Source organism: Pseudomonas sp. GW823-FHT04A03 (genome assembly GCF_058796615.1).
This window is the reverse complement of sequence record NZ_JBXAIV010000004.1, coordinates 48,375-72,978: the sequence shown is the minus strand read 5'-3', so window position 1 is coordinate 72,978 and position 24,604 is coordinate 48,375. Positions and strand designations below refer to the sequence as shown.

The following is a 24,604-nucleotide window of genomic DNA, read 5'->3' as shown; positions in this document are numbered from 1 at the left end:
GCGCTGTGTGTCACACGCGGAACGCCTGCACGGCGGTGTGCAGCTGGCCGCCCAGCAACAGCAGGTTCTCGCCTTGCTCGCGGCCCTGACCGATGCGCAGCAGATTGTCCCCGCCCAACTGGTGAATCCGTTCGCTGTGATCGCGAATCTCGCTGACCGCGCCGCTCTGTTGTGCGGTGATGTCGGCGATGCGGATCGCGGTGTCGGAGATGGTCTGGATTGCGCCGACAATCTTGTCCAGCGCCCCGTCCGCCGATTGCGCCTGATTGGCCGTGGCCTCGGCGTGTTCGACCTGGGCGCGCATGCCCTCGACCGATTGCCTTGCGGCGGTTTGCAGGCCGGCGATCAGGGTCTGGATCTCGGCGGTGGCGCCGGCGGTGCGCTGCGCCAGTGAGCGCACTTCTTCGGCCACCACGGCAAAACCACGGCCCATTTCCCCGGCGCGGGCGGCTTCGATCGCCGCGTTGAGCGCCAGCAGGTTGGTCTGGTCGGCAATCGAGCGGATCACCGTCAGCACGCCGCCGATGGTGGCGGACTCCTCGGCCAGGTGTTCGATCATTTGCGCATTGCCTTGCACTTCGCCGACCAGCGCGTGCAGGCCGGTGAGGCTCTGGCCGATCACCTGTTGCCCGTGTTCGACGGCCAGCCCGGCATGGCGACTGGCGTCGGCGGCCTGGCGCGCATCGCCGGCCACTTGTTGAATGGTCGCTTCCAGTTCGCCGAGGGAATCACGGATCAGCGCGGTGTCACCGGCCTGATGTTCGGCGCCGCTGTGCAAGTCATTGCTCAGTTCGGCGAGGGTGCGACTGCTGCCGGCCACTTGCTCGGCATTGCCGCGAATGGTCCCGACCAGATCCACCAGATAGGCGCGCAGGCGATTGAGCGAGGCTTCGATGTCGTGGAGTTCGCGGTTGGTCTTGCCCAGATGAATGTCGCGGCTGAAGTCGCCTTCGGCCCAGGTCGACAGCGCCGGCGCGAGGTTGGTCAGGGTGCGGGCGAGGCGTCGCTGCAGGGTGTCGATCAGCAGCGCGATCAGCAGAATCAGGCCGATCATCACGCCTTGCATCAGCCGTACTTCGCCCTGGATCTGCCCGTGCTGGGCGCGCACCACCGGTTCGAGGCCGGCGATGGCTTGCTGCACGGCGGCGATTTTCTGGTGGGTCGCGGTGCTGAGGTCGGTGCGTTTCTGGATCTGATCGCGAGTACGCGCCAGCTCCGCCGGGTAACGACCGAGCAAGCTGTTGAGTTCGCGTTTGAGGCCGACGCCGGCATCTTCGGCGGCAGCTTTTTCTGTACTCTCGATGCCCATCATCGCGGCGAAATCATCGCTGCCGGATTCACTGCTGGCGACCACGCCGAGCAAGGGCAGGGCGTCGATCGCCTGGGCCTGGGCGCGAATGTTGCTGACTTCGCGTTCGACATCGGCGGCCAGTTCACTGCGGCCGCTGCTGACCAGTTTGTCCCGGGCCAGCGACAGTTTGCCCAGATGTTGAGAGGCGACCAGCAGAGGCGTCAGGTAAGTCGCGTTGCCGCCGGCGTAGGTGCTGAGCTGATCAAGGCTGGCGCTCAACTCACGTTCGGCCTGCAACAGCAGGGCCTGCGGATCACCGGCCAGTTTGCCGGCGGCCAGCAAGTCAGTCTTGCTGAATTCATCGAGGCCGGTGAGGCTCGGGCGCAAGGTGTCGGCCAGCGCCGGCGGTAGCTCGCCAAGTTCTTTCTGCAACTGATCGATGGCCTGGCTGGCGCTGCTCAGGCGCAGGGCGTCGCCGCTGGCGAGGTAATCCTCGACGTTGCGTGCCACGTCATTCTGAAATTGCTGCGACAGCCCCAGGTAACGCTCCATCAACAGATACGGGCGTTCCAGGGCTTTCTGCGACCACCACAGCGTGGCGCCGAGGGCCACGCAGACGGCGACCAGCAACAGAGTATTGAGATTGGTGAGCAACTTCAGGCGCATGACGGCTACCAACGGCAGAATGGTAAGCGCCTGAATTTATTGCGGTTCTGTTACAGGGTTATGACCGAATCAGTGGATTGCGATGAAAAAGTGGCACTTTGCTTTGAGTCGCGCGCGGTCTGCACCCGATTGCGTCCTTCGCCCTTGGCGCGGTACAGCGCCTCGTCGGCCTGGCTGGCCATCATCAGGCTGTCGGAGTCGTCGTGCATCTCCACCACGCCGGCGCTGAAGGTGCACCACAGATCCTGCGGCTGGGCCGGATAGTGGATCTCGGCAAAGCGCTGGCGGATTTCGTCGAGCACTTTGTGCGCCGCTTCTATATCGGTGTCGGGCATGACGATGGCGAATTCTTCGCCGCCGTAACGGCCGATGAAGTCGGTCTTGCGCAGACGCTGCTTGAGAAACAGCGCCAGGCTCTTGATCACCCGGTCGCCCATGGGGTGGCCGTGGCTGTCGTTGACCCGTTTGAAGTGGTCGATGTCGAGCATGGCAAAGCTCAGCGGCTTGTTCTCGCGGCGGGCGCGGAACGAGCAGTCTTCGAGCAATTGCAGAATGTGCGTGTGGTTGTACAGACCGGTGAGGCTGTCGCGGACCATTCGTGCCTTTAAGTTGCGCGCGCGGGCGGCGCGGTTGCGCACGGTGGTGATCAGGTGGCGCGGCTTGATCGGCTTGGTCAGGAAGTCGTCGCCACCTTCGCTCATGGCGTCGAGTTGCTTGTCCAGATCGTCCTCGGCCGACAGGTAAATGATCGGCACGCTGACGTAACGGTCGTTGTGGCGGATAACCTTGGCCAGCTCGGTGCCGGTGCAGGCCGGCATGTACATGTCGAGGATGATCAGGTCCGGCTGGAAGTCCGCCAGCTCGGCCATCGCCTGGATCGGTTCGATCAGGGTGCGAGTGACGATCCCGGCGCTGTTGAGCAGGCGTTCGGTGTGCAGGGCCTGGGCGCGGGAGTCGTCGATGATCAGCACTTTATAGGGTTCGTACTGGGCGACGCAGGTCAGGACTTCGATCTTCTCCAGCAGGCTCGAGGCTTCGAGGGTGCCGGTGAGGAATTCCTGGCCACCGGCGCGCACTGCCGCGAGGCGGGTCGGAGTGTCGGTTTCGTGCAGGCTGAAGAACAGCAGCGGCAGCGGTTCTTCCAGACCTTGCTGGGCTTCGGCGGCGAGTTTCAGGCCGACGCCGGCGCCGCTGAAATCCACGTCCATGACGATCGCGGCCGGCAGGCGCTCGACCATCGACGAGCGAAACGCCGACACGCTGTCCAGCGCCTGGGCGCTCAGACCGAAAAACTCCAGCTGCTTGGCCAGCCGCTCGGCACGGTCGTGATCCTGCAGCATCACGTAGATCGGTTTGCGCAGGGGCGGCAGGAAGGTCTGATCGAGCTGATCGCCATGGCGCAGGCCGGTGCGCGACAAGCGCTGCATCAAACGGTTGAGATCGGTGATCAGGCCGCTGCTCAGGCGTCCGCGATTGGCGTCCACCGCTTCCAGCGACTGGCTGATGTGGCGGGCCAGCTGCGTGTGTTCGGGCTGTTCGAAACGCTCGGCAAAACGCAGCAGGCGCAGATTGGCCTCGCTCAGTTCGGCGAGATCGGCAGTGGACCACTCACTGCGTTGCAGGCGCTGCCATATCTCAAGAATCTGACGTGCCTGATGAATTACCCGCTGGGCAAAGTGGTGCTTGAGGCGCTCACGGCTGGGGTCTTCTGGCTCGGTCATATCCTGACTACTAGTTAGGGTGCATGCTGAGATCGACTGGTGGCTCTATGCTAGCACCTCTTTTCCCTTACATGAGTGTCGTACGTCAATAATCTGCGGTACGACATCATTCAGTTTCTGACTGCCGGGTTTCAATTTGAACCTGATCGTCGGGGAAGTCCCCATCTACCGGGCATTTGCCGATCTGAATGCCGGTGAATTTATCGGAGGATGAGAAAGGTGGTGCAGGGTGTTTGTGCTGTCCTGTTGCGGGTATCAGCGGCGAAATGGCGATGAATCCGCTATCGGGGAATCCCTTAGGGCGGTCTGCACTGGCCTCGTGTCGGGGCCCGAGGCAGCGCCTGTCAATATTGACGGGTGCCGGGTCGAGGCACGTTGTTGTATGGTTGTGGTCGAACCGTTGAACCCAAGATTGAAAGGATATCGCCATGCTGGACTGGAAGAACCGCGCGGGCAGCGCGCCTGAACGTGCCGCCGAGCCCAAGTCGGCCACCCGCAGCTATGTCGGCGGGCTGTTGTTCAGCCGGGCGCTGGCCACGCTGGTCGCCATTTACCTGTTGGTGACCATCGGCCTGGGCTGGTACTGGAGTCAGGAGCCGGCGCTGTTTCCCGTGGCGCAGAACGCTCAGGTTGCCGCCGAGAAGGAAGGCAAGCAGATGGTGGTCGGCTACACCACCGTCGAAACCCTGAAAACCGTTGCCGGCACGTTGCTCGACAAGCCGGGCGGCTATATTTCCAACGACCGTTTCCCGCCGGGCCTGTGGATGGATAACATGCCGAGCTGGGAATACGGCGTGCTGGTGCAGGTCCGCGACCTGACTCGTGCCTTGCGCAAGGATTTCGCCCGCTCGCAGTCGCAATCGGCTGAAGACGCCGACTTGGCCAAGGCCGAGCCGCGCTTCAACTTCGACAACAAGAGCTGGATCCTGCCGTCGAGCGAGTCGGAATATCAGGAAGGCATCAACTCCTTGAGCCGTTATCAGGCGCGCCTGTCCGACCCGACCCAGAAAAACGCACTGTTCTACGCCCGCGCCGACAACCTGAACAACTGGCTGGGCGATGTCGGCACCCGTCTCGGTTCGCTGTCGCAACGCCTGTCGGCCAGTGTCGGTCGGGTCAAACTCAACACCGCGCTGAAAACCGAAGTGCCGGCGGTGGGTGAAGTGCCGCAGGTCGACGAGGAAGTCGTCGAGACTCCGTGGATGCAGATCGACAACGTGTTCTACGAAGCCCGCGGTCAGGCCTGGGCGCTGTCGCACCTGCTGCGCGCGATCGAGGTCGATTTCGCCGACGTCCTGGCGAAGAAGAACGCGACCGTCAGCGTGCGTCAGATCATTCGTGAGCTGGAGGCGTCTCAGGAGCCGGTCTGGAGCCCGATGATCCTCAATGGCAGCGGCTTCGGTGTGCTGGCCAACCACTCGCTGGTCATGGCCAACTACATTTCCCGGGCCAACGCTGCCGTGATCGATTTGCGTCAACTGCTCAATCAGGGCTGAGTCATGGACGAGAGCGCCAAAGAGGCGGCCCATCGCGCCGCCTCGGATGCCGAACAGATTGCCTGGGTCGACGAGCAGGACAACCTGCTCGGTTCCCTGGTACGCGCCGACCTGCGCGAGCGTGGTCTGATCGGCCGTGGCACCTACATCATGCTGTTTAACTCCGCCGGTGAACTCTGCGTGCATCGGCGTACGTTGAGCAAAGCCATCTATCCCGGTTACTGGGACGTGGCGGCGGGCGGCATGGTGCAGGCGAACGAGACCTACGCCGAGTCGGCGGCCCGTGAACTGGAAGAAGAATTAGGAGTGAGCGGCGTCGAGCTGACGGCCCACGACCATTTCTACTTCGAGGACACCGGCAATCGCCTCTGGTGTTCGGCGTTTTCGGCGGTGTGGGACGGGCCGCTGATCCTGCAGCCTGAAGAGGTGCTCGAAGCGCGCTTCATTCCGGTCGAACAGGTCATGCTGGAAATCCAGCAAAAGCCTTATTGCCCGGACTCTCTGGCCGCGTTAAAACGCTATCTGAAGGCTCAGCAAAGCGACGTCGCAAAGAACACATAAATTGGCGCCGATTGGCACTTAGCAATCGGCGTTTTTGCCGTTACACTGCGCGACCTTTTCAAGCTGTGCCGGCCCGCTTTCAGGAGCTCATGGCACAGTAGCGCTGCCCCTGCCTGAGTGGGGCTTCGCGGTCGATAGCCTTGCCCAAGGCTGCGATCAGTCTTTGTCCTCCCGAGAGGATTGCCGGTGGCCAAAAAAGCCGCATCCTTCGCCGCCCTGGGCGGCCTGGTATTTTCCACCGACGCAGGTCGTCATTGCCCGGAATGCAGCAAGCCGGTGGACGCCTGTATCTGCAAACAAACCGTGATCCCGGCCGGCGACGGCATTGCCCGCGTGCGCCGCGAGAGCAAGGGCCGTGGCGGCAAGACGGTGACCACCATCACCGGCGTGCCCCTGGCCGAAGACGCACTCAAGGAGCTGGCGACAACGTTGAAGAAGCGTTGCGGCACCGGCGGTGCGTTGAAAGACGGGATCATCGAGATCCAGGGCGACCATGTCGAGCTGCTCCTGGCCGAGTTGGTCAAGCACGGTTTCAAGGCGAAGAAGTCCGGCGGCTAGCAGCCTCTGTGAAACCCACCGGCGGCTTGATTCAGCTCCAGAGTCCCTGGTTCTGACGTCGTTTCCATGGTTTTCACAGAGCCTGTTCATGACCGGTTTCTAAACTCAACGCTGTCAGCGCGGTCTACCGCCCCGCTGACGAACCGTCATTTTCATTCTTTAGACTGCGCCGGCCTGAGATCAGGCGACGCACTATGACTTCTTTATAGGGGACTTCGATGTCCGTACGACGCACACGCAAAGACGATGGCAGCCAATGGACAGTTGCGGACAGCCGCAGTGTTTACGGGATTCGCCATTGGGGGGCCGGGTATTTCGCGATCAATGACGCCGGTCGCGTCGAAGTTCGTCCGAACGGCCCGAGCAGCTCGCCTATCGATCTGTTCGAACAAGTCGACCAGTTGCGCAAGAGTGGCCTGTCCCTGCCGCTGCTGGTGCGTTTTCCCGACATCCTGCAAGACCGCGTCCGTCAGCTGACCGGCGCTTTCGATGCGAACATCGAGCGTCTGGAATACCAGAGCAAATACACCGCGCTGTACCCGATCAAGGTCAACCAGCAGGAAGCGGTGATCGAGAACATCATCGCCACCCAGAACGTTTCCATCGGTCTGGAAGCCGGTTCCAAGCCTGAGCTGCTGGCGGTGCTGGCACTGGCGCCGAAGGGCGGCACCATCGTCTGCAACGGTTACAAGGACCGCGAGTTCATCCGTCTGGCGCTGATGGGGCAGAAGCTCGGTCACAACGTGTTCATCGTGATCGAGAAAGAGTCCGAAGTCGGTCTGGTGATCGAAGAAGCCGCCTCGCTGAAGGTCAAGCCGCAGGTCGGCCTGCGCGTGCGTCTGTCGTCGCTGGCGTCGTCGAAGTGGGCGGACACCGGTGGCGAGAAATCCAAGTTCGGTCTGTCGGCAGCGCAACTGCTATCGGTGGTCGAGCGCTTCCGCGCCGCCGGTCTGGATCAGGGCATCCGCCTGCTGCACTTCCACATGGGTTCGCAGATCGCCAACCTCGCTGACTACCAGCACGGCTTCAAGGAAGCGATCCGTTACTACGGCGAGCTGCGCAACCTCGGTCTGCCGGTCGATCACATCGACGTCGGTGGCGGTCTGGGTGTGGACTACGACGGTACTCACTCGCGCAACGCCAGCTCGATCAACTACGACATGGATGACTACGCCGGTGTCGTGGTCGGCATGCTCAAAGAGTTCTGCGACGCGCAGGCCCTGCCGCATCCGCACATCTTCTCCGAAAGCGGTCGTTCGCTGACCGCGCACCACGCCATGCTGGTGGTGCAGGTGACCGACGTCGAGAAACACAACGACGACGTGCCGCAGATCGAGAACAAGGAAGCGCTGCCGGAAACCGTGCAGTGGCTGGTTGACCTGCTCGGCCCGACCGACATCGAAATGGTCACCGAAACCTACTGGCGCGCCACCCACTACATGAGCGACGTGGCTGCCCAGTACGCCGACGGCAAACTGACCCTGGCCGAGAAAGCCCTGGCCGAGCAGTGCTACTTCGCCGTGTGCCGTCGCCTGCACAACTCGCTGAAAGCGCGTCAGCGTTCGCACCGTCAGGTGCTGGACGAACTCAACGACAAGCTGGCCGACAAGTACATCTGCAACTTCTCGGTATTCCAGAGCCTGCCGGACACCTGGGCGATCGATCAGGTGCTGCCGATCATCCCGCTGCACCGTCTTGACGAAGAGCCGCTGCGTCGTGCCGTTCTGCAAGACCTGACCTGCGACTCCGACGGCAAGATCAACCAGTACGTCGACGAGCAGAGCATCGAAACCAGCCTGCCGGTGCACGCGCTGAACGAAGGTGAAGACTACCTGCTGGGCGTGTTCCTGGTCGGCGCCTACCAGGAAATCCTCGGCGACATGCACAACCTGTTCGGTGACACCGACTCGGTGAACATCTATCAGAACGCCGATGGCAGCGTGTACCACGCCGGGATTGAAACCCACGACACCATCGAAGACATGCTGCGCTATGTGCACCTGTCGCCGGAAGAGTTGATGACTCACTACCGTGACAAGTGCGCCAGTGCCCGCATCAGCGCCAGCGAGCGCACCCAGTTCCTCGATGCATTGCGCCTGGGTCTGACCCGCTCCTCCTACCTGTCTTCCTGAGGCCAGGTTCCGCTTTCATCGGGTTGTCTGAAATTGTTCCGCTCACCGCGGACGTTTCAGACAACCAGGTGAGACGCTTCTTTTTCTCTTCGCGAAACGGCTTGCTTCCAGGCGAGCAAAGTGACGTCGTCTGCTTTTCGCGTAGGTCATTTCCGAATTTGTAGTTCGGCCCTCTACTCGGCCATGGGTCTCGGCGAGAATCCCCGCCCGCCCCCCTGTAGAGAATTCCCCCATGTTCGATCCAGCCGACGAGCCGTCGTTTCGTCTCGATGTAGCGGGCCTGTCCGACTCGCTTGAAGTCCTGGCATTCACGGGTTGCGAAGCCATCAGCGAGCCTTTTTCATTCGAGATCGACGTACTGGTCGATGATCCGCACCTGGACCTTGCCGGCCTGATGTACCGTTCGGCGCGCCTGTGTTTCGGGCCTTGCGGCAATGGTGTTCACGGGCAGTTGCACAGTCTTGTCCAGCATGAACAGGGGCGCGGTGCCCGGTTGTTCCGGGCGCGGCTCGGGCCTCGGCTGAGCTGCCTGGGCATGCGTTACAGCCAGCGCATCTTCAGTGATCTTTCGATACCGCAGATACTTGATCAGGTGCTCAGGGAGCACGGCATCAGTGGCAACGGGCGCCGGTTTGATTTGCAGGACGCCTATCCGCCCCGCACGTTCTGCACCCAGTACGGCGAGTCGGATCTGCAACTGGTGCAGCGGTTGTGCGGGCAGGCACGCATTCACTATCACTTCGAACATCGGGTCAGGGGGCATTGTCTGGTATTCGGCGATGATCCGGCCCGACTGCCACGCGCCGAAAACCTGCGATGCGAGGGCGAGGATGGGGAGTCGCCGCCGACAGTGAGCCGCTGGCAACTGGGCGAGCATGCCCGCCTGCACGCAGTAGGCTCGCGGCGGACACGCACGGCGCAGGGGCATTCCAATTCGCCAACCCTGCGCAGTGGTCACTGGCTGACGATTTCCGGCCAGCCCTTGGCAGACGCGAATGCGCACTGGCTGGTGAGCCGAATCGAACATCGGGCCGATCAGTCCCTCGAGCCGCCCTACAGCAACCGGATTTTTGCCGCTGACCAGTTGCCGATGCCCCGATCATCCGTTGAATACCGCGGGGCGCGCATGTGCAGTCCGCAACGTGCGTGGGTGGTCTCGGTCGAGGAGGCGCAACCGGATGCCGTGCGGCCGGTGGCCGTTCAGTTCGACTGGCTCTATCAGGGCGAAGGGGCCCGCCCCAGCCACTGCTGGCTGCCGCTGGCTCCGGCGTTGGCCGATACGCCGATGGCATCATTGAAGGACGGAGTGGAGGTGGTGGTGAGCTTTCTGGAAGGTGACCCCGAGCAGCCCGTGATCAGCGGCGTCTTGCAGGTCCCGGCACTCACCGAAGCCATCGAGGATGATGCACCGTCACCATTTCCCGAGCGTCTGGCGAGCGCGGGCCTGGCTCAATGGCTGAAAGCGGCCGAGCCGTTATTGTTGTTGTGTCTGATACCGGGCGGTGGCAGTTATCGCCATTGCGCGGCGTCACTATGCAGCTGTCGATTGGTCGCCGGGCTCAAGACGAGCGACGGAAGATGAGCGTCGCGCCCCCCGGACAACGCGCTCAATGGTTGTTGCTGGACATCGCACAGGCGCCGCAGGCCGTGAAGACGTTACGCCAGGGATTTGCCGGTTTGCAAAGCCTGAAGCTGTTTGACGGTACGGAATTCCAGCCGGTCAGTGAACAAGGCCCGTGGCTGATCGACCTGCGTGACAGCCCGGCATTGTCGGCGCTCTGCCACGCCGATCCGCTGACCTGGCAAGGGCTGCTGCTGGGCAGCGAGGCCTCGGCGCAGGTACTGCGCGAACACTTGCAGCGGATGCTGACCGTGACCATCGGCCTGAATCACCGAGCGCTGCTCAACTTCTACAATCGCCAGACCGCCAGCTACTTTTTCGATGCCTGTGATGCCCGGCAATTGAGCTGCTGGCTCGGGCCGATCGGGTGGCTGCGCTGGTTCGGCGGGACCTGGGCCGATCTGGCCGGCGGCAGTCAGGGCTGGCAGCAATTGCGCAATCCGGGGCTGGCCGTGGAGCCGCTGCGGATCGAGCAAAGCCTGACCCGTCAGCAGCGCGAACGCCTGCACCGCTGCCTGCTGGATCAGCATGTCTGGCGCTGGAGTCAGGCGACAGGTAACGACTATCGGCTGATGTCTTCCTTTCAGGAGCAAGGCCTGGAACTGGGGTTCAGTGAGCAGGCGTTGCTGGACGACTGGTTGTGGCTGCGTTTGCAGCATCCGCGTGCCGAACTGACGCCGCTGCCGCAAGGATTGACCCCACGGGAACGGCTTGAGCTGTTGCGTCGGCGTTGGCTGGACGACCCGTCGTGACGCGCCGCTTCAGTGAGCAGCACCGTTGAACCAGCCATCGGTGCGCCGCAGCCACCACGCCAGTCCGCCGAGCGTCAGGCTGCGCAGTACCATGAACAGCAGGAATGAAATCCACAGGCCGTGATTGCCCAGACCTTGCAGCGCCCAGGCGACCGGCAGCAGCAGGATCACGGTCGCCAGCATGCCGTTGCGCATTTCCCGGGCGCGGGTGGCACCGATGAACAGGCCGTCGAGCAAGTAGCTCCAGACCGCGATCAATGGCAGGACGGCCAGGTAGGGCAGGTAGATGAACGCGGTCTCGCGCACGCTTTGAATGTCGGTCTGCATTTCGATGAACAAGTGGCCGGCCAACAGAAACAGTGCCGCAAAGCCCAGGCTGGCCAGCAACGACCAGCCACCGGCAACCACCAGCGAACGGCGCAGGGCCAGACGATCACGGGCGCCGATGGCGTGGCCGCACAGGGCTTCGACGGCATGGGCCAGACCGTCCAGCGCGTGGGCGGTCAGCAGCAGACCGTTGAGCAGCAGCGCGTTGGCCGCGACCGTGGCATCACCGAGTCGCGCGCCCTGCACAGTGATCAGGAAAAACACCGATTGCAGGGCCAGGCTGCGAATGAAAATGTCGCGATTGACCGCCAGCAGCGGGCGCCAGCTCTGCCAGACTTTCAGGGCGGCCCAGGCGATGTGCCCGGGATAGGCGCGCAGTGCCTTGCGAGTCATCCACAGGCCGAGCAGGGCACCGCTCCATTCGGCGATCACCGATGCGCGCGCCGAACCGACCACGCCCCAGTCCAGACCAATCACGAACCACAGGTTGAGCACGATGTTGATCAGGTTGGTGCTCAACAGAATGGCCAGCGGTGCGCGAGCGTTCTGAGTGCCGAGGAACCAGCCGACCAGCGCATAACTGGCCAGCGCCGCCGGCAGCCCGAACAGTCGGGTATGGAAGAAGTCACGGGTGAGTTGATCCAGTTCCGCCGACGGTTGCATGAAGTGCAGCGCGACCCCGCTCAGCGGTACGCCCAGGGTTCCGAGCAGCAGCGCCAGCCCCATCGCCAACAACAGGCCTTGAAGCAGAATCTGCCGCAAGGCCGCACCGTCGCTGCGACCGGCCGCCTGTGCGGCGAAGCCGGTGGTGCCCATGCGCAGAAAACCCATGGCCCAGGCCAGAAAGGTGTACAGGCTGGCGCCTACCGCCACCGCGCCCAGTTGATGGGCGTGGGGCAGGTGACCGATGACGGTGCTGTCGACCAGCGCCACCAGCGGCACGGAAATATTGGAGAGGATCATGGGGGCGGCGAGGGCCCAGACCCGGCGATGGGTCGGGCGGTCGCGCCAGTCGGTGATCAGGTTGGACATGCGGGCTCCTTGGGGAGCGGCATTGTAGCGGGAGGTGTCAGTGAATGATCCAGCTCAGCAGCCACAATCCCAGCAGCAACCAGATAATCCCGGCAATGATCGAGGCATTCATGAACGCGCGGATCGCCGACCACAACAGCATCAGGCCGACGATCAGCGCGATGATGCTGATGATCGACGTGTCCATGCCCAGCGCCTTCGACAGCCCGTCGACAAAATTGCCGCCGGCATTGCCCAGCAGATTGAACAGGCCGCTGAGGCCGTCGACGATGAAACGGATGATCGAGCCGAGCGCCTGGCCCAGCCATTCGAAAAAGCTTTCTACCTGCATGTCTGTTTCCTGATGAAAGAGCTGAGCCTTGGGCCGCAGCGGGTGCGGTCGAGTTCCCTGCAAGCATAGAGGGTTTTAACGGGCGACTGGCGCTTGCCTTCGCTCGGCATCCCCCCGAAGCTATACGCCTTCAGGAGAGCCCGATGAACCTTGTTGAACTGACCGAACGCCTGCACGCCATTCGCGACCGTAATGACTGGCGGCAATTTCACAGCCCGAAAAACCTGGCCATGGCCGCCAGCGTGGAAATGTCCGAACTGGTGGAAATCTTCCAGTGGCTGACCGAAGACCAGTCCCGCCAATTGCCGGCGGACAAACTCGCCCACGCCGGGCAGGAAGTCGGCGACATCGTTCTCTATCTGTTGCTGCTGTGCAGTGAACTGGGGCTGGACATGAATGAAGTGGTGCGCAGCAAACTCGCCGACAGCGAACGGCGGTTCAGCTGATGAGCGACCGTCATTTCGATCAGTTGGCGACCCGTTTCGCCGAAAAAATCTACGGCGGTGCCAAAGGCGCGATCCGCCTGGCGGTGCTGCAGGCCGACCTCGCCGAAGCTCTGCCGGATCGTCCGCTGCGGGTGCTGGACATCGGTGGCGGCCTGGGCCACATGTCGCTGTGGCTGGCCGAGCGCGGTCACGAGGTGACCTTCACCGAGCCGGCCGAGCCGATGCTCGAAGGCGCACGCCAGCGCTTTGCCGATGCCGGGCAAACCGCGACGTTCATTCAGGCGCCCTGGCAGGAACTGCTCGGCCAGCTCACCGAGCCCTACGATCTGGTGCTGTGCCATGCGGTGCTGGAGTGGCTGGCCGAACCCCACGCGATCCTGCCGGTGCTGCATCAGTTGACCAAGCCCGGCGGCTGGTTGTCGCTGGCGTTCTACAACCGCGATGCGCTGATTTACCGGAACCTGCTCAAAGGCCATTTCAAGAAAATGCGCAAGAACGACATGGCCGGCGAGAAGCAGAGCCTGACGCCTCAGCAGCCACTCGATCCACGGGAACTGGCAACGCAACTCGCCGGGTTGTGGCAGGTCGAAACCCAGAGCGGGGTGCGGGTTTTCCACGATTACATGCCGGTGGAATTCCAGGCCCGCGCCGAATTGATTGATTTGCTCGAGATGGAGCTCGCCCACCGTCGTCACCCAAGCTTCGCCGGGCTTGGGCGCTACTTGCACTGGATCTGCCGGCCGATCTGATCGGAGCGAGATATGAAAGGTCATTCAGGGTTACTGCTGATCTGTCTGGGGTTGGCCGCCTGCCAGGGCAGCAACCCTTACGTGGCGCAGTCGCGACCGTTGCCGCCGGCGCCACCGCAAGCGGCAACCACCTTCGACCGCAGCGCTTATCCCGCGCCCCCTCGTGACTACGGGCGCTATCGCAGTTGGGCGTGGCTCAACGGTCAGTTGCCGCCGGGCACGGCCTGGGCTGACTCGGCACAAGTGGCCGAGGCCGTCAGCAGTGCGCTGGATCAGCGCGGCTTGCGCCCGCTGCATGACAATCGCCCGGCCGATCTGCTGGTCAGTGCCAACCTGAGCCTGGAAACCCGCCTGCGTCAGGTGCAGGACGATTACGGCTACTACGGCGGCGGATACGGCGGTTATGACCGTTACGGCCGCGGTTACGGGATGTACAACACGGTGCCGATCGTTCGTACCTATCAGGAGCAGGTCGTGGTGGTGCGGGTCGATCTGTTCGACGCCGGCAGTGGTCAGCCGGTCTGGAGCGCCAGCGCCGAAACCGGCACCCAGGGCAAGCAAAGTGATCGCACCGATGCGATTCGGGAGGCTGTCGAAAAGGCCATGTCGGCGTATCCTCCCAGTTAGCTTCCTGCAATTGAGAAGCTCCCTCAGGTTCATGTCTTCCACCGGAGAAAAACCATGTTCCGCCGTCTCGCTTTACTGGCCGTGGCCGCACTGCTCAGTGCCTGCGCCGCCAACCAGGTCAATCATGACTTCGATGCCAGCCGCGACTTTGCCGCGTACCGCAGCTGGAGCTGGAAAGACCCCGCCCTGCAATACCGCCCAGACGATCCACGGATCAAGAGCGACCTGACCGAACAACGCATCCGTCAGGCCGTCGCCGACCAACTGGATCAGCGCGGCCTGCGCCCGGCCGCCCCGGGCGCCCGAGGTGATCTGAATGTGCAGACTTACCTGATCGTCGAGGACCGGCAGCAACAGGTGACCACCAACTACGGCGGCGGTTGGGGTGGCCCGTGGAACGGTTACTGGGGCGCACCGATGTACAACGAAACCCGCAACATCACGTACAAGGTGGCGACCATTCAGGTCGATCTGCTCGACGGCAAGGACGGCAAACTGGTGTGGCGCGGCAGCGACGAGCAAATGCTCAGCCGCACGCCGAACCCGGCGGATCGCAGCAATGCCATCCGCGAGACCGTGGCGCGGATCCTGTCCAACTATCCACCGCGTTGAGTTTGTTTGAAAAAAGACGGGAGCCCATGGCTCCCGTTTTTTATGGGCGGGTGAAACTGGCGTCTTGCCAGCAGTGTCAGTGCAGCGCGTCTACACTCAGATCCACCAATGGAGGTTGCGCCCGGCAGTGCGCCGGCAAAGGAGTGCGCCATGTCGCGTCATCCGCAGTGCGGCGGGCCAGCCCGGCAGCGGGGGGCCATCGGCCTGATGGCGGCCGCCACCCTCAGCCTGGCGCTGGTGTTGATGCTGCTGGTCGTGGACAGCGGCCGCCTGTACATGGAACAACGCAAACTGCAGCGTCTGGTGGACACCGCCGCTCTCGAAGCCGTCAGCCGTGGCGGCAATTGCCTGCCGGGCCTCACCGCCGCCAGTTACGCGGGGCAAAGCGCGACGCGCAACGGGTTTGTCGCCGATGCCACCAACGTCCTTGTGATCGATTGCGGAAAGTTGGCGACAGCCGCTACCGGCCTGCGCACGTTCACGGTGGACGCGACGCAATCGGAGGCGGTCAAGGTCGCGGCCAACCGTACCGTTACCACCAGTTTTGCCGGCGGTGTGCAGGCGCTGTTCAGCGGTACACCGGTTCGTCTCAACACCGTGCTTTATGCTGCGGCGGTAGCGGCCAAACCCAAGCCGACCGTCGCTCAATTGAACATCCGCAGTAACCTGGCCAGCATCAACACCGCGCAATCGAACATCCTCAATCCGCTGTTTTCCGGGCTGCTTGGCGGTAACGTCAATCTGACGGCCGTGGGCTGGAATGGTTTGCTCAACACCGATATCAACCTGCTCAGCTACCTGAACCAACTGGCGATCAACCTCAACGTCGCCGCCGGCAATTACACCCAGCTGCTCAATACCCAGGCCACGGTGACCCAACTGATTCAGGCCGCGATCACGGCGGTCCAGCTCAACGGCGCCACCGCTGAAGTGATTACCGCGCTGGGCCAGCTGCAAGTGGCGGCGATCAATGCCGCGCCGGTAAAACTCGGTGACATCCTGCAATTGCAGACCGGCACCACGGCCGCCGGGCTGGATGCCAATCTGCAGTTGCTGCAACTGGTCCAGGGCGTGATTCAGCTGGCCAACAGCAAGAGTGCAGTGGCCGCGACCCTGCCGATCAGCGTACTGGGGCTGGCGAATGTCACGGTGCGGGTCAAGGTCATCGAGCCGCCGCAATTCTCTGCGATCGGCGATCCGGCGCTGGCCAGGGCGAACCCGACCGGGCCGAACCGGATTTATGTGCGCACTGCGCAGATTCGCACGCTGCTTTCGGTGAATCTGCCGGTGCTGTCCGGGGTGACCGGGTTGGCCAATGCGGTACTTGGGCTGGTTGGCACGCTGACACCAACGCTCAATGCGCTGTTGAGCCTCAATCTGGTCGCCACACTGAATTCGGTCGGCTGCCTGCTCGGTGCCGGTTGTGAACAACTGGACCCCAAGCTGCTGCCCTCGCCGCAGATCGACATCAGCCTGGATGCCGGCGGCGCCATCAGTTATGTCACCGATTACAGTTGCCCGACTGACAACACCGGCACCAAAAGTCTCACGGCCCGCACGATAACCTCGGTTGCCGATCTCAAGCTGGGCAAGATCGACCCGACCAACGCCTTTTCATCTGCCGCCGAACCCACCGTCACGCCATTGCCGCTGGTGGATCTGGGCACGGTGACCTGCCACAAGATTCTGGGGATCGGCAGCTGTGACCCGAGCACTCACGTGCCATACGGCGCCGGCGGCATCGCGATCATGGTCAACACCAGCGTGGCGCAGAACACCCAGAATCTGGTGTTTTCCAGCGGCAATCCGTTCGCCACACCACCCAACCTGAAACTGCCGCCGAGCGTGATTGCCGCCGCGCCCTCAAGCAACATCGTCAACAGCCTGGCGAGCACCCTCGCCGGGATCAATCTGATCGTCTACAAACCCCAGGGCAGCAACCCGCTGGGGGCGATCGTCACCGGCGTCGCCAGCCTGATCAGCGATGTCACGACGATCCTGCAACCGGTCATCACCAACCTGGTGAGCCCGCTGCTGGATCCGCTGCTGAACAATTTGCTCAAAGGGCTGGGGATCAATCTGATGGATGTCGACGTCGGCGCCAACATGACCTGCGGCCAGACCGGCAAGGCCTATCTGGTGATCTAGTCGTCGGGAGCGATCGGCAGTTCGATGCAGAACCGTGCGCCGTCCGCCGAGTTGCGCACGCTCAAGTGACCGCCCATGTTCTCGATGATCCCGTAACTCACCGACAACCCCAGACCGGTGCCGACGCCTATCGGTTTGGTGGTGAAGAACGGTTCGAAAATCCGCTCCAGCAGACGCGGGTCGATACCGCCGCCGTTGTCCTCGACCCACAGCCGCACCTTCTGCTCGTCGCGCTCGGCGTAGATCGATATCCACGGCTTGAACGCCGAGTCGGACTCGCGTTTGCCCAGCAGCGCATCCCGGGCGTTGACCATCAGGTTGATCAACACCTGTTCAAGCTGATCGACGTACCCGCGCACCTGAACCTCGAAAGCGGTTTCACTGATGCGCAAATCCACGCCTTTGCCGCGCATGCCTTCGGCCAGCAGCGACAGCGTGCCTTCGATGGCGCTGGCCGGGTTGAACAACTGCTGCTCGATCTCGGAGCGGCGACCGAACACCCGCATGTGGTCCACCACTTTCGCGGCACGCTGCACCTGTGCGTCGATGCGATTGAGTTTGTCCGTCAGGTAATCGATCTGCACATCGCCGTTGCTCAGGCGCTTCTGCACGTTGACGATGGCCATGCGCATGACGTTCAGCGGCTGATTGATTTCGTGGGCCAGGCCGGTGGCCATTTCGCCGAGGGTGGCCATTTTTGCGCTTTGCGTGAGTTGCTGTTGGGAGCGGCGCACTTCGGTGTTGTCGCGGCCAACGGCTTGGACTTCGATCAGTGTCCCGTGCTCATCGAACACGCCGCGATCCGACCACACCCACCACGCATGTTCGCGCCCCGGCAATTGCAGGTTGATTTCGGCGGTGCTGACGGGGGATTGCGGGGTCAACTGCGCCAGGCGCTCAACGAAGGCCGCGCGCTGAACGTCGGACATCCAGCTGCCCAGATCGACCCCGGCCAGGGCTTCGGGGGCGCATTCCAGATAGGTCGCCAGCGGCCGGTTGCCGAACGTCAGGATCAGGTCCGGACGATAGCGGCAGATCATCGCCGGCGAGTCCTCCACCAGAATCCGGTAGCGCTCCTCACTCTGTCTGACCTGCTCGGCGGCCAGCGTCGCTTCGGTGACGTCCAGCCACAAACCGACGGCCTCCACCGGCAGGCCGAGGTCATTGCGCAGCAGCCGGGCTTCGTCGAGCAGCCAGTGGTAATCGCCGCGATTGTCGCGCATGCGATAGCGGGCGCGCACCGAGCCTTCGCGCAGCAGTTGCCGGGTGCGTTCGAAATACAGGGCACGGTCATCCGGGTGAATCCGCTCCGCCAGCGCACTGGCATCGCAATCCTCCAGGCTCCAGCCCAGCAGCGGTTGCAGGCTGGCGCTGAAAAACGCCGGCAGCAAGGCACCTTCGACGTAGTGCTGGACGTAAATCACCGCCGGTGAACTGGCGATCAGGTTGTCCAGCCGCGCATGGGCGGCGGCGGCCAGTTGCTGCTGGTTCTTGATGTCGCTGATGTCGAGCATGAAACCCACCAGCCGCCGATGCTCGCCGGTGCCTGTGACCTGCCCCTTAAGGCGATACCACGCCGGCGTCTGGCTGGCATCGCGAGGATGCAGTCGCACGCACAGGTCGAGAATTTCCCAGTGCAGTTGCAAGGCTTGCAGGCGACTGCGGACTTCTTCGCGATCGGCGGGATGGATCAGCGTCAACCAGGCATCGAGCGTCAGTGTCGAGCTGTCCTGTTGCAGCGTGGCGGCCAGCGTCGGGGCCAGTTGAATCTGCTCGCTGGTGCTGATTTCCCACCAGCCTGTGCCGAGCAGCGTCTGCAACGACTCCAGCCGTTCCAGTTGCAGTTGATGCTGTTGTTCGCGCAAGCGACCGAGCAGAGGCCCGGCCAGTGCGCCCGCCAGCATCAGCCAGTCGCGGTCGGTCAGATACGGCGCAGTCTTGTCCACCGCGTAAAAACCGCAGAGCAGCCACGCCATCACGCCACGATCATCGCTGTAAGGCACGGCGAAACCTTCGGCATTGCCGAACAGGCCCTGGACCCGCGAGTGTTCGTACTGGCCGTAATGCTCACCCAGGCGCTGCGGGCCGGTGCCATTGAGACTGTCGAGCGGCGTGCCCAGACGCTGGCCGTCGTGCCACAGCGCTGGTGCGTCATGGGCGTGGAATTGTTGATGGATCTGCCAGCCCTGTTCCTGTTCATCGAGCAGGGCGAGTGCCAGGCACGGGATCTGCCAGCGCTGGGCGATCACCTGCAATTGTTCGCTGACGAGCATCGGCAGTCGTCCCAGGCTGCAGCTGCGCAACTGTTTGCTGATCTGCTCGGCGATCATGTGGCACGCCTCGCGCTGATGCGCTTGCTGGCGTTCGGAAAGCAGGTCGGCGATGTCGATCAGTTGCAGCAGCCAGCCGTTGCCCAGCGGCTGGACCCAGCCGCGCAGGTGCAAGGTCTGCTCGCCGAGGCCGGGGAAGTCCAGGTCCAGCAGTTGGCCTTGCCAATCCTGCGGCCGGCCCTCGATGGCCAGCGTGCTGTGCGCCAGTAGGTAGTCGTGCAACGGCAACGGTTTATCACGAGGCGTCTGTTGCGCCAGCAGCAGGCGCAGCGGGCCGGCCATTTGCAACACGCCGCCTTCGCTGTCGAGGTGAATGTGCAGACCGGTCAGCGGGGTGCCGAGCACGTCCGGCAAATCGCTGGCGACCATGCTCCGCTTGAGCAGGCGGCCGAGCAGGTTGTCACCCGGGGTCAAAATTTCAGGCTCGAAATGGCGGTCAGATTGGTGGGCAGGCTGGGAACAGCGCCGATGCCCGGCAACACCAGAAACGGGATGACCCGATTGAGTTTGCTCACCGGGTAATTGACGCTGACGGTGAGGGTGCCCTGGGTCGGGTCATAGACCGTGGACGTATCGGTGCCAACGACCAGGTTCAGTGACGAGGGCATCAGTAAAAATTGCTGGCTCAACGCGGCGTTGGCGGTGCTGACCAGCACCGTCGGATAGTTGGGAATCGTGGGGTCGACCGCTACGGCACGGCGTATGGCTTCAGCGGTCACCTGATTGAACGTCTGCATCAGCACGAACGGAAGGCTGTAGCTGACCAGGCCATAAAACACCGCGAAAAAGATCACGAACACCAGGGCGAACTCGATCGCCACCGCACCTTTTTGCGCCTTCCGAGAGCCGGTTTTCATCCGTGCGTCTACCCTGACAGTCAATGCGTAGTATCAGCATAGAATCATTCAGCAAAAACGGACGGTTTTTACTGCATGCAAAGCCTTGTCCTTCTGATCTGGTTGACGGCCTGCGCGGCCCAGGATGCCCGGCAACGAAGGATTGCCAACGTCCTGACGCTGGGTGCCGCCGCTCTCGCGCTGGTCTACCTGTTGTCTTTCGGCACCACCTGGATGGGCGCCGAAGCCGGGCAGGGCGGGTGGGCCTGTGTCATGGCGCTGGCGTTCACGCTGCCGGGGTATCTGATGGGCCGGATGGGCGCCGGCGATGTGAAATTAATGACAGCTCTTGGGCTTTCGACGGACGGCTTGTCGCTGTTGTGGATATTCATCGGGGCCGGTGCGGCAAGCCTGGTCTGGATTCTGCTCGCGCCAAGAATCTGGCTGCATATGAGTCAAGGGCTTAGGCATCGCCTTCGATATATGGCGCCATCCATGTCAAAAAAGCTGCCATTTGCGCCGTTCGTGCTGATTGGGTTCTTGGTTGCGCTACCTTGGATCCATTAGTCGCCAAGCGCCACTAGTCTTATGTACATAGTCGGAAAGTGGGTCTACTTTCAAGGTAACTGGTTATACAGCCAAGCGCTGAAAGTACAGGAATGGTCAGTTTTGGCCGGGGCATGGAGTGGCATGTGAACAAGCTTACATCTGCGATAAAAGTCCTCGTTGTCGATGATCAGGCACTGATCGTCGAAGAGCTGTGTGAATTTCTCGAGAGCAGCGGCTACCGCTGTGTTCCGTGCGAGTCCAGCAAGGAGGCGATCGAGCGTTTTGCCGGTGACACCGCGATCGGGCTGGTGCTGTGCGATCTGCACATGCCGGACATGGACGGCATTCAACTGGTACAGGAACTGCAACGGCTGGCCGGCAAACACCGGGCGTTCGAAGCCATCATGCTCACCGGTCGGGCGGACAAGCAGGACGTGATCAAGGCCCTGCGCGCGGGGATTGCCGACTACTACCAGAAACCGGTCAATCTGGATGAACTGCTCGAAGGCCTGCAACGCCAGGAAGCGGTGCTGCAGGAACGGCAGAAAACCCTGCAACTTGGCCATCTGAATCAAAAGCTTCAGGACCTGTCGTCGTCCATCGATGATCTCTATCAGGATCTGGACAAGGTGCGTCGCGGTCCGGCGCCCGTCAGTGACGAAGCCACCCGTGAGGCCGGTGAACTGGAGATACCGGCAATCTTCCATCAGCTGTCGCCACGACAACTGGACGTGGCGCGCCTGGTGGGCAAGGGGCAGACCAATTATCAGATTGCCTGTGAGCTGGGCATTACCGAAAACACCGTGAAGCTTTACGTTTCGCAGGTATTGCGCCTGACTCACATGCACAACCGTACCCAACTGGCGCTGGCCTTGTCGCCGAGCGCGGCGGTCTTGCGGCAGCGGGTTACGTCGCACTGATGGTTGTCCCCGGCGGCCCATGGGCCGACCGGGACAGTCGCGATGGCACCCGCTGCACCACGCTCGAATCAGTTACCCGTTTCGATCTTGCCCCCGGCATCCGGATCGTAGAGGTCGGGGATTTCATATTTGTACTTCTTCAGCCAGCGCTGCATCGCCAGCTCTCGCTCGGTGGCCGTGGCCGCCTGCGGGTCGGGGGACGCGGCCTTGTTGCGGCTTTGCAGCAACAGCCAGCCTTCGGTTTCCTGCTGTTGGGCCGAGGCCGGGCCGGCGTCGATGGCCAGCGCAGCGAGCGGCAGACTCAGCAGGCTCAGGCAGCACAGCGTCTTGAACGTGTTCATGGCACCTCCTTGAGGCTCACTTGATCGTCGCCGGTTGCGCATCAACCGCCACTGCAACCTGATTGCCAGCGACGGGTCTGGCCTTGACCGGCGACTTGAGTTTCTCCGCGCGTTCCTGGGCATCGGTGAACTGTTCCGGGGTCAGGTGCGCGCGGCTGACCACTTCCGCGGCTTGCTGCCAGTTGTTCTGATAGAGCAGCAGGGTGACCAGATTCAGCGTCGCCAACTGATTGTTCTGCTTCAACTCGATGGCCGTCAGAAACTCGAAGCGAGCGTCTTCGAGCCGCAGCTGATTGAGGTACACCACGCCCAGATCATTGCGGATGTTTTCATTGGTCGGCGCCAGCCGCGCCGCCCGTTGCAGGTGGGCCTGCGCCTGACCGTTGTCGCCACGGGCGGCGTACAACTGGCCAAGGCCATGTTCGGCGTCGGCGTTCAGGCACGAGCCCAACAGACTGCGATACAACGGCTCGGCCTCGCTGCGACCCAGCAGGCGATAGACCTTGGCCTTGCGCAGCCGCACCTCGACCAGGTTGTCGGGCAGACCTTGCAGGTTGGCCAGGCTGGCGTGCAGCTTGCCGTCGTTGACGAGGTCATCGGCCAGATTCAGCGACAGTTCCTGTTCGGAACTCAACTTGCTGCAACTGGCCGGCGCCAGCATCGTCGTCCACGGCGCCTGACCGTCCGTTGCGCAACCGCTGAGCAGCAACAGACTTGCCACAACCATCAGTGCTTTCATCCATCGCTCTCCATCGCCATAGTCATTTTCATTGTCAGGACGCAAACGCCCGGGTGATTGCCGTAAAACCGGGGCCCGCCAAAACGATCAGCAAGGCCGGAAAAAGCAGCAGCATCATGACCACCGACATCTTCGCCGACATCTTCGAGATGTATTCCTGCAAGCGTGTCAGGCGTCGGTCATCCAGCAGCTGCTTGAGCGTCAGCAGCGATTTCATCGCGCCGCCACCCTGTTGAATCAGTTGCTGCAGGATCACGCAGGTGTCAGTGAACTCATCCACCGCCAGCATCGCGGCCGCCTTGTTCAGCTCCTGTCCGAGCTCCAGGCCCGAGTCGACGCGGGCCAGAATCAGGCGCAGTTCGCTGGTCAGCTCCGGCAGCAGTTTCTGCCCTTCGATGCTGAGCACACGCAGCGCCTGCTCGACGGCCATGCCGGACTCGAACAGGATCCGCAGCAGCGGAATGAACGTCGACACTTCCACCGCAATGATTTTCTGCCGCCGGGCAGCCGCATACGCCAGCAGGCGTTTGGGCAGCAGATAGCCAACGCCTGTGGCGATCATCGGCACCAGCCAGCCATTGGGGGCGAGGGGGAAAAACACTTCTTTGAGAAACAGGCCCAGCCCGAGTGTCAGCAGCGGCGTGCCGATCTGGCAGGCGGCAAACAGCGAGCGCTCGCTGGCCCGACGCCAGCCGAGGCGGCTGAGCAGAGTCTGGGTTTCACTGTCGATGCTCACCGAACGCTGGCCGAACCGGCTGCTGCCCAGTGCCCGCAACCAGCTGCCGAAACGGTTCTCGCGCACCAGCTGCCCCTGCAGACGCTGGTTGACCTGACGCACCCGGCGCCGCTCGGTCAGCAGGTGATTGCCGACCAGCAACAGCGCCCCGAGCAACAGCATGAGACTGGCCAGCATCAGCATGTCAGACACTCCTCAACATGCGCCAAAGCGCCAGGCAACCGGAGACCTGCAACACCACCGCGATAATCAGCATGGTCCGACCGCCCGGGTCGTTCCACATGCCGAGCATGTAGCCGGGGTTGGTCAGCATGAAGTAGCTGACCAGGATCACCGGCAGCGACCCGAGTACCCACGCGGTCATCCGGGTTTCGCCGGTCAGCGCGCGCAGTTGCCGGGCACCCTGGTCGCGCTCGCGAATCAGTTTGATCAGGTTCTCCAGCAACTCGCTGGCGTTGCCGCCGTAGCGGTGGTTGACCTTCAGGCCCAGGGCGAACATGCGCAGTTCGTCCTGCTCGTAGAGTTCGGCGAAATCGCTGACCGCGTCCGGCAGGTTCACCCCCAGCTGCACGTTGCGCTGCACCCGACCCATCGCGGTTTTCAACGGATCCTCACTGGTTTCGATGCCGCCCATCACCGCATCGGTCAGGGTCCGGCCGGACTTGAGGCTGCGCACGGTGTGATCGAGCAACTGCGGCAGTTGTTCGATCATCCGATTGAGCCGGCGCCGATAAAGCCAGGCGATGTACAACCGCAAAATCAGCGGCGGCGCCAGTATCAGCACCAACAGACCGATCCAGTCGGCCAGCAGATAACCCAGCATCATGGCCACGACCCACAACGACAGCCAAAGCCCGAAGTGCTCGCTGGGCCGACCGAGGCCGGCCCGCAGAAACATCCGCTCCAGCCCGGCCCACGAGGATTTTTCTGCTACTGCTTGCTGTTGCCCGGCGGCGAGGCGAGAAAGCACCCGCTCGTTGGCGGTCTTGCGCACGCCCTGCAGGAACAGGCGAATCGACAGCCCCAGCAACAGCAGGCAGAGGACGATCAGGATCACCGGTCCGATCATGACGAAGGCTCCAT

General features: G+C 62.6%; 23 protein-coding genes. 13 read left to right on the top strand and 10 right to left on the bottom strand.

Annotated elements, in window-relative coordinates:
- Positions 1–10 precede the first annotated feature (10 nt).
- Both AC1Q9F_RS13035 and gcbA read right to left on the bottom strand, forming a co-directional pair.
- Positions 11–1,054 (bottom strand): methyl-accepting chemotaxis protein, encoded by a 1,044-nt coding sequence (locus tag AC1Q9F_RS13035; RefSeq protein ID WP_371857702.1) that lies wholly within the window; start codon positions 1,052–1,054, stop codon positions 11–13.
- Between the two features lie 953 nt (positions 1,055–2,007).
- Positions 2,008–3,678: a diguanylate cyclase GcbA gene (gene gcbA, locus AC1Q9F_RS13030; protein WP_492620161.1), complete on the bottom strand. Its 1,671-nt coding sequence runs from the start codon at positions 3,676–3,678 to the stop codon at positions 2,008–2,010.
- A 428-nt stretch (positions 3,679–4,106) separates the two neighbouring features.
- Here gcbA and AC1Q9F_RS13025 point away from each other — a divergent pair, with 428 nt between their 5' ends.
- From AC1Q9F_RS13025 to AC1Q9F_RS13000, 6 genes are all read left to right on the top strand, one after another.
- A complete protein-coding gene (locus AC1Q9F_RS13025) occupies positions 4,107–5,174 on the top strand; it encodes a DUF2333 family protein (RefSeq protein ID WP_492620162.1) in 1,068 nt (355 codons plus the stop codon).
- 3 nt (positions 5,175–5,177) lie between these two features.
- Positions 5,178–5,735: an NUDIX hydrolase gene (locus AC1Q9F_RS13020; RefSeq protein WP_492620163.1), complete on the top strand. Its 558-nt coding sequence runs from the start codon at positions 5,178–5,180 to the stop codon at positions 5,733–5,735.
- Between the two features lie 186 nt (positions 5,736–5,921).
- The gene (locus tag AC1Q9F_RS13015; RefSeq protein WP_007951016.1) at positions 5,922–6,293 is read left to right on the top strand and encodes a translation initiation factor Sui1; all 372 of its coding nucleotides are present in this window, start codon (positions 5,922–5,924) and stop codon (positions 6,291–6,293) included.
- A gap of 218 nt (positions 6,294–6,511) precedes the next feature.
- On the top strand, positions 6,512–8,425 hold the full coding sequence (gene speA / locus AC1Q9F_RS13010; protein WP_011332271.1) for an arginine decarboxylase: 1,914 nt from the start codon (positions 6,512–6,514) through the stop codon (positions 8,423–8,425).
- Between the two features lie 232 nt (positions 8,426–8,657).
- The gene (locus tag AC1Q9F_RS13005) at positions 8,658–10,007 is read left to right on the top strand and encodes a type VI secretion system Vgr family protein (RefSeq protein WP_492620164.1); all 1,350 of its coding nucleotides are present in this window, start codon (positions 8,658–8,660) and stop codon (positions 10,005–10,007) included.
- Entirely contained in the window at positions 10,004–10,798 is a 795-nt protein-coding gene (locus tag AC1Q9F_RS13000; protein WP_492620165.1) for a DUF4123 domain-containing protein, read from the top strand. Before AC1Q9F_RS13005 ends, AC1Q9F_RS13000 begins: the two co-directional genes overlap by 4 nt.
- 9 nt (positions 10,799–10,807) lie before the next feature.
- Here AC1Q9F_RS13000 and AC1Q9F_RS12995 read toward each other — a convergent pair whose 3' ends face one another.
- Positions 10,808–12,157, bottom strand: coding sequence for an MATE family efflux transporter (locus AC1Q9F_RS12995; protein ID WP_492620166.1), 1,350 nt, complete (start codon positions 12,155–12,157; stop codon positions 10,808–10,810).
- A 37-nt stretch (positions 12,158–12,194) separates the two neighbouring features.
- A complete protein-coding gene (locus tag AC1Q9F_RS12990; RefSeq protein ID WP_007951010.1) occupies positions 12,195–12,488 on the bottom strand; it encodes a hypothetical protein in 294 nt (97 codons plus the stop codon).
- A gap of 143 nt (positions 12,489–12,631) precedes the next feature.
- Between AC1Q9F_RS12990 and AC1Q9F_RS12985 the strand changes: the two genes are divergently transcribed.
- The 5 genes from AC1Q9F_RS12985 to AC1Q9F_RS12965 all read left to right on the top strand — a co-directional run bounded on the left by AC1Q9F_RS12985 (position 12,632) and on the right by AC1Q9F_RS12965 (position 17,070).
- The gene (locus AC1Q9F_RS12985) at positions 12,632–12,934 is read left to right on the top strand and encodes a MazG-like family protein (RefSeq protein ID WP_007951009.1); all 303 of its coding nucleotides are present in this window, start codon (positions 12,632–12,634) and stop codon (positions 12,932–12,934) included.
- On the top strand, positions 12,934–13,683 hold the full coding sequence (locus tag AC1Q9F_RS12980) for a methyltransferase (RefSeq protein WP_262159174.1): 750 nt from the start codon (positions 12,934–12,936) through the stop codon (positions 13,681–13,683). Before AC1Q9F_RS12985 ends, AC1Q9F_RS12980 begins: the two co-directional genes overlap by 1 nt.
- A gap of 12 nt (positions 13,684–13,695) precedes the next feature.
- On the top strand, positions 13,696–14,310 hold the full coding sequence (locus tag AC1Q9F_RS12975; RefSeq protein WP_085748621.1) for a DUF4136 domain-containing protein: 615 nt from the start codon (positions 13,696–13,698) through the stop codon (positions 14,308–14,310).
- 54 nt (positions 14,311–14,364) lie between these two features.
- Positions 14,365–14,922 carry a DUF4136 domain-containing protein gene (locus AC1Q9F_RS12970; protein WP_207984912.1) on the top strand — a complete coding sequence of 186 codons (558 nt, stop codon included), beginning with the start codon at positions 14,365–14,367 and terminating at the stop codon, positions 14,920–14,922.
- Positions 14,923–15,072: 150 nt separating this feature from the next.
- Entirely contained in the window at positions 15,073–17,070 is a 1,998-nt protein-coding gene (locus AC1Q9F_RS12965) for a pilus assembly protein TadG-related protein (protein ID WP_492620167.1), read from the top strand.
- Here AC1Q9F_RS12965 and AC1Q9F_RS12960 read toward each other — a convergent pair.
- Together AC1Q9F_RS12960 and AC1Q9F_RS12955 are read right to left on the bottom strand one after the other, a co-directional pair.
- Entirely contained in the window at positions 17,067–19,814 is a 2,748-nt protein-coding gene (locus AC1Q9F_RS12960) for a sensor histidine kinase (RefSeq protein WP_492620168.1), read from the bottom strand. The two genes, AC1Q9F_RS12965 and AC1Q9F_RS12960, sit on opposite strands and share 4 nt — an antisense overlap.
- Positions 19,811–20,257: a TadE/TadG family type IV pilus assembly protein gene (locus tag AC1Q9F_RS12955; RefSeq protein ID WP_492620169.1), complete on the bottom strand. Its 447-nt coding sequence runs from the start codon at positions 20,255–20,257 to the stop codon at positions 19,811–19,813. The genes AC1Q9F_RS12960 and AC1Q9F_RS12955 overlap by 4 nt, the downstream gene beginning before the upstream one ends.
- Before the next feature lie 75 nt (positions 20,258–20,332).
- Here AC1Q9F_RS12955 and AC1Q9F_RS12950 point away from each other — a divergent pair, with 75 nt between their 5' ends.
- A complete protein-coding gene (locus AC1Q9F_RS12950) occupies positions 20,333–20,803 on the top strand; it encodes a prepilin peptidase (protein WP_207984916.1) in 471 nt (156 codons plus the stop codon).
- A gap of 125 nt (positions 20,804–20,928) precedes the next feature.
- Positions 20,929–21,705 (top strand): response regulator transcription factor, encoded by a 777-nt coding sequence (locus AC1Q9F_RS12945; protein ID WP_279382184.1) that lies wholly within the window; start codon positions 20,929–20,931, stop codon positions 21,703–21,705.
- A gap of 68 nt (positions 21,706–21,773) precedes the next feature.
- On the opposite strand, the gene AC1Q9F_RS12940 is transcribed toward AC1Q9F_RS12945, so the two are convergent.
- From AC1Q9F_RS12940 to AC1Q9F_RS12925, 4 genes are read right to left on the bottom strand one after another with little or no spacing between them, the layout of a single operon-like run.
- Positions 21,774–22,046 carry a DUF3613 domain-containing protein gene (locus AC1Q9F_RS12940; RefSeq protein ID WP_207984918.1) on the bottom strand — a complete coding sequence of 91 codons (273 nt, stop codon included), beginning with the start codon at positions 22,044–22,046 and terminating at the stop codon, positions 21,774–21,776.
- 16 nt (positions 22,047–22,062) lie between these two features.
- Positions 22,063–22,785, bottom strand: a complete 723-nt coding sequence (locus tag AC1Q9F_RS12935; protein WP_492620170.1) for a tetratricopeptide repeat protein — start codon at positions 22,783–22,785, stop codon at positions 22,063–22,065.
- A 34-nt stretch (positions 22,786–22,819) separates the two neighbouring features.
- Positions 22,820–23,704: a type II secretion system F family protein gene (locus tag AC1Q9F_RS12930; protein WP_492620171.1), complete on the bottom strand. Its 885-nt coding sequence runs from the start codon at positions 23,702–23,704 to the stop codon at positions 22,820–22,822.
- A 1-nt stretch (position 23,705) separates the two neighbouring features.
- Entirely contained in the window at positions 23,706–24,590 is an 885-nt protein-coding gene (locus AC1Q9F_RS12925; protein ID WP_492620172.1) for a type II secretion system F family protein, read from the bottom strand.
- Positions 24,591–24,604 lie beyond the last annotated feature (14 nt).

Bases quoted from the DNA above. Each gene is read 5' to 3' on its own strand.
- AC1Q9F_RS12985 (WP_007951009.1), top strand. From the start codon at position 12,632: ATGAACCTTGTTGAACTGACCGAACGCCTGCACGCCATTCGCGACCGT.
- AC1Q9F_RS12980 (WP_262159174.1), top strand. From the start codon at position 12,934: ATGAGCGACCGTCATTTCGATCAGTTGGCGACCCGTTTCGCCGAAAAA.
- gcbA (WP_492620161.1), bottom strand. From the start codon at position 3,678: ATGACCGAGCCAGAAGACCCCAGCCGTGAGCGCCTCAAGCACCACTTT.
- AC1Q9F_RS12965 (WP_492620167.1), top strand. From the start codon at position 15,073: ATGTCGCGTCATCCGCAGTGCGGCGGGCCAGCCCGGCAGCGGGGGGCC.
- AC1Q9F_RS12950 (WP_207984916.1), top strand. From the start codon at position 20,333: ATGCAAAGCCTTGTCCTTCTGATCTGGTTGACGGCCTGCGCGGCCCAG.
- AC1Q9F_RS13005 (WP_492620164.1), top strand. From the start codon at position 8,658: ATGTTCGATCCAGCCGACGAGCCGTCGTTTCGTCTCGATGTAGCGGGC.
- AC1Q9F_RS13000 (WP_492620165.1), top strand. From the start codon at position 10,004: ATGAGCGTCGCGCCCCCCGGACAACGCGCTCAATGGTTGTTGCTGGAC.
- AC1Q9F_RS12975 (WP_085748621.1), top strand. From the start codon at position 13,696: ATGAAAGGTCATTCAGGGTTACTGCTGATCTGTCTGGGGTTGGCCGCC.
- AC1Q9F_RS13025 (WP_492620162.1), top strand. From the start codon at position 4,107: ATGCTGGACTGGAAGAACCGCGCGGGCAGCGCGCCTGAACGTGCCGCC.
- AC1Q9F_RS13020 (WP_492620163.1), top strand. From the start codon at position 5,178: ATGGACGAGAGCGCCAAAGAGGCGGCCCATCGCGCCGCCTCGGATGCC.
- AC1Q9F_RS12995 (WP_492620166.1), bottom strand. From the start codon at position 12,157: ATGTCCAACCTGATCACCGACTGGCGCGACCGCCCGACCCATCGCCGG.
- AC1Q9F_RS12990 (WP_007951010.1), bottom strand. From the start codon at position 12,488: ATGCAGGTAGAAAGCTTTTTCGAATGGCTGGGCCAGGCGCTCGGCTCG.
- AC1Q9F_RS13035 (WP_371857702.1), bottom strand. From the start codon at position 1,054: ATGATCGGCCTGATTCTGCTGATCGCGCTGCTGATCGACACCCTGCAG.
- speA (WP_011332271.1), top strand. From the start codon at position 6,512: ATGTCCGTACGACGCACACGCAAAGACGATGGCAGCCAATGGACAGTT.
- AC1Q9F_RS12930 (WP_492620171.1), bottom strand. From the start codon at position 23,704: ATGCTGATGCTGGCCAGTCTCATGCTGTTGCTCGGGGCGCTGTTGCTG.
- AC1Q9F_RS12940 (WP_207984918.1), bottom strand. From the start codon at position 22,046: ATGAACACGTTCAAGACGCTGTGCTGCCTGAGCCTGCTGAGTCTGCCG.
- AC1Q9F_RS12970 (WP_207984912.1), top strand. From the start codon at position 14,365: ATGTTCCGCCGTCTCGCTTTACTGGCCGTGGCCGCACTGCTCAGTGCC.
- AC1Q9F_RS12935 (WP_492620170.1), bottom strand. From the start codon at position 22,785: ATGAAAGCACTGATGGTTGTGGCAAGTCTGTTGCTGCTCAGCGGTTGC.
- AC1Q9F_RS12925 (WP_492620172.1), bottom strand. From the start codon at position 24,590: ATGATCGGACCGGTGATCCTGATCGTCCTCTGCCTGCTGTTGCTGGGG.
- AC1Q9F_RS12955 (WP_492620169.1), bottom strand. From the start codon at position 20,257: ATGAAAACCGGCTCTCGGAAGGCGCAAAAAGGTGCGGTGGCGATCGAG.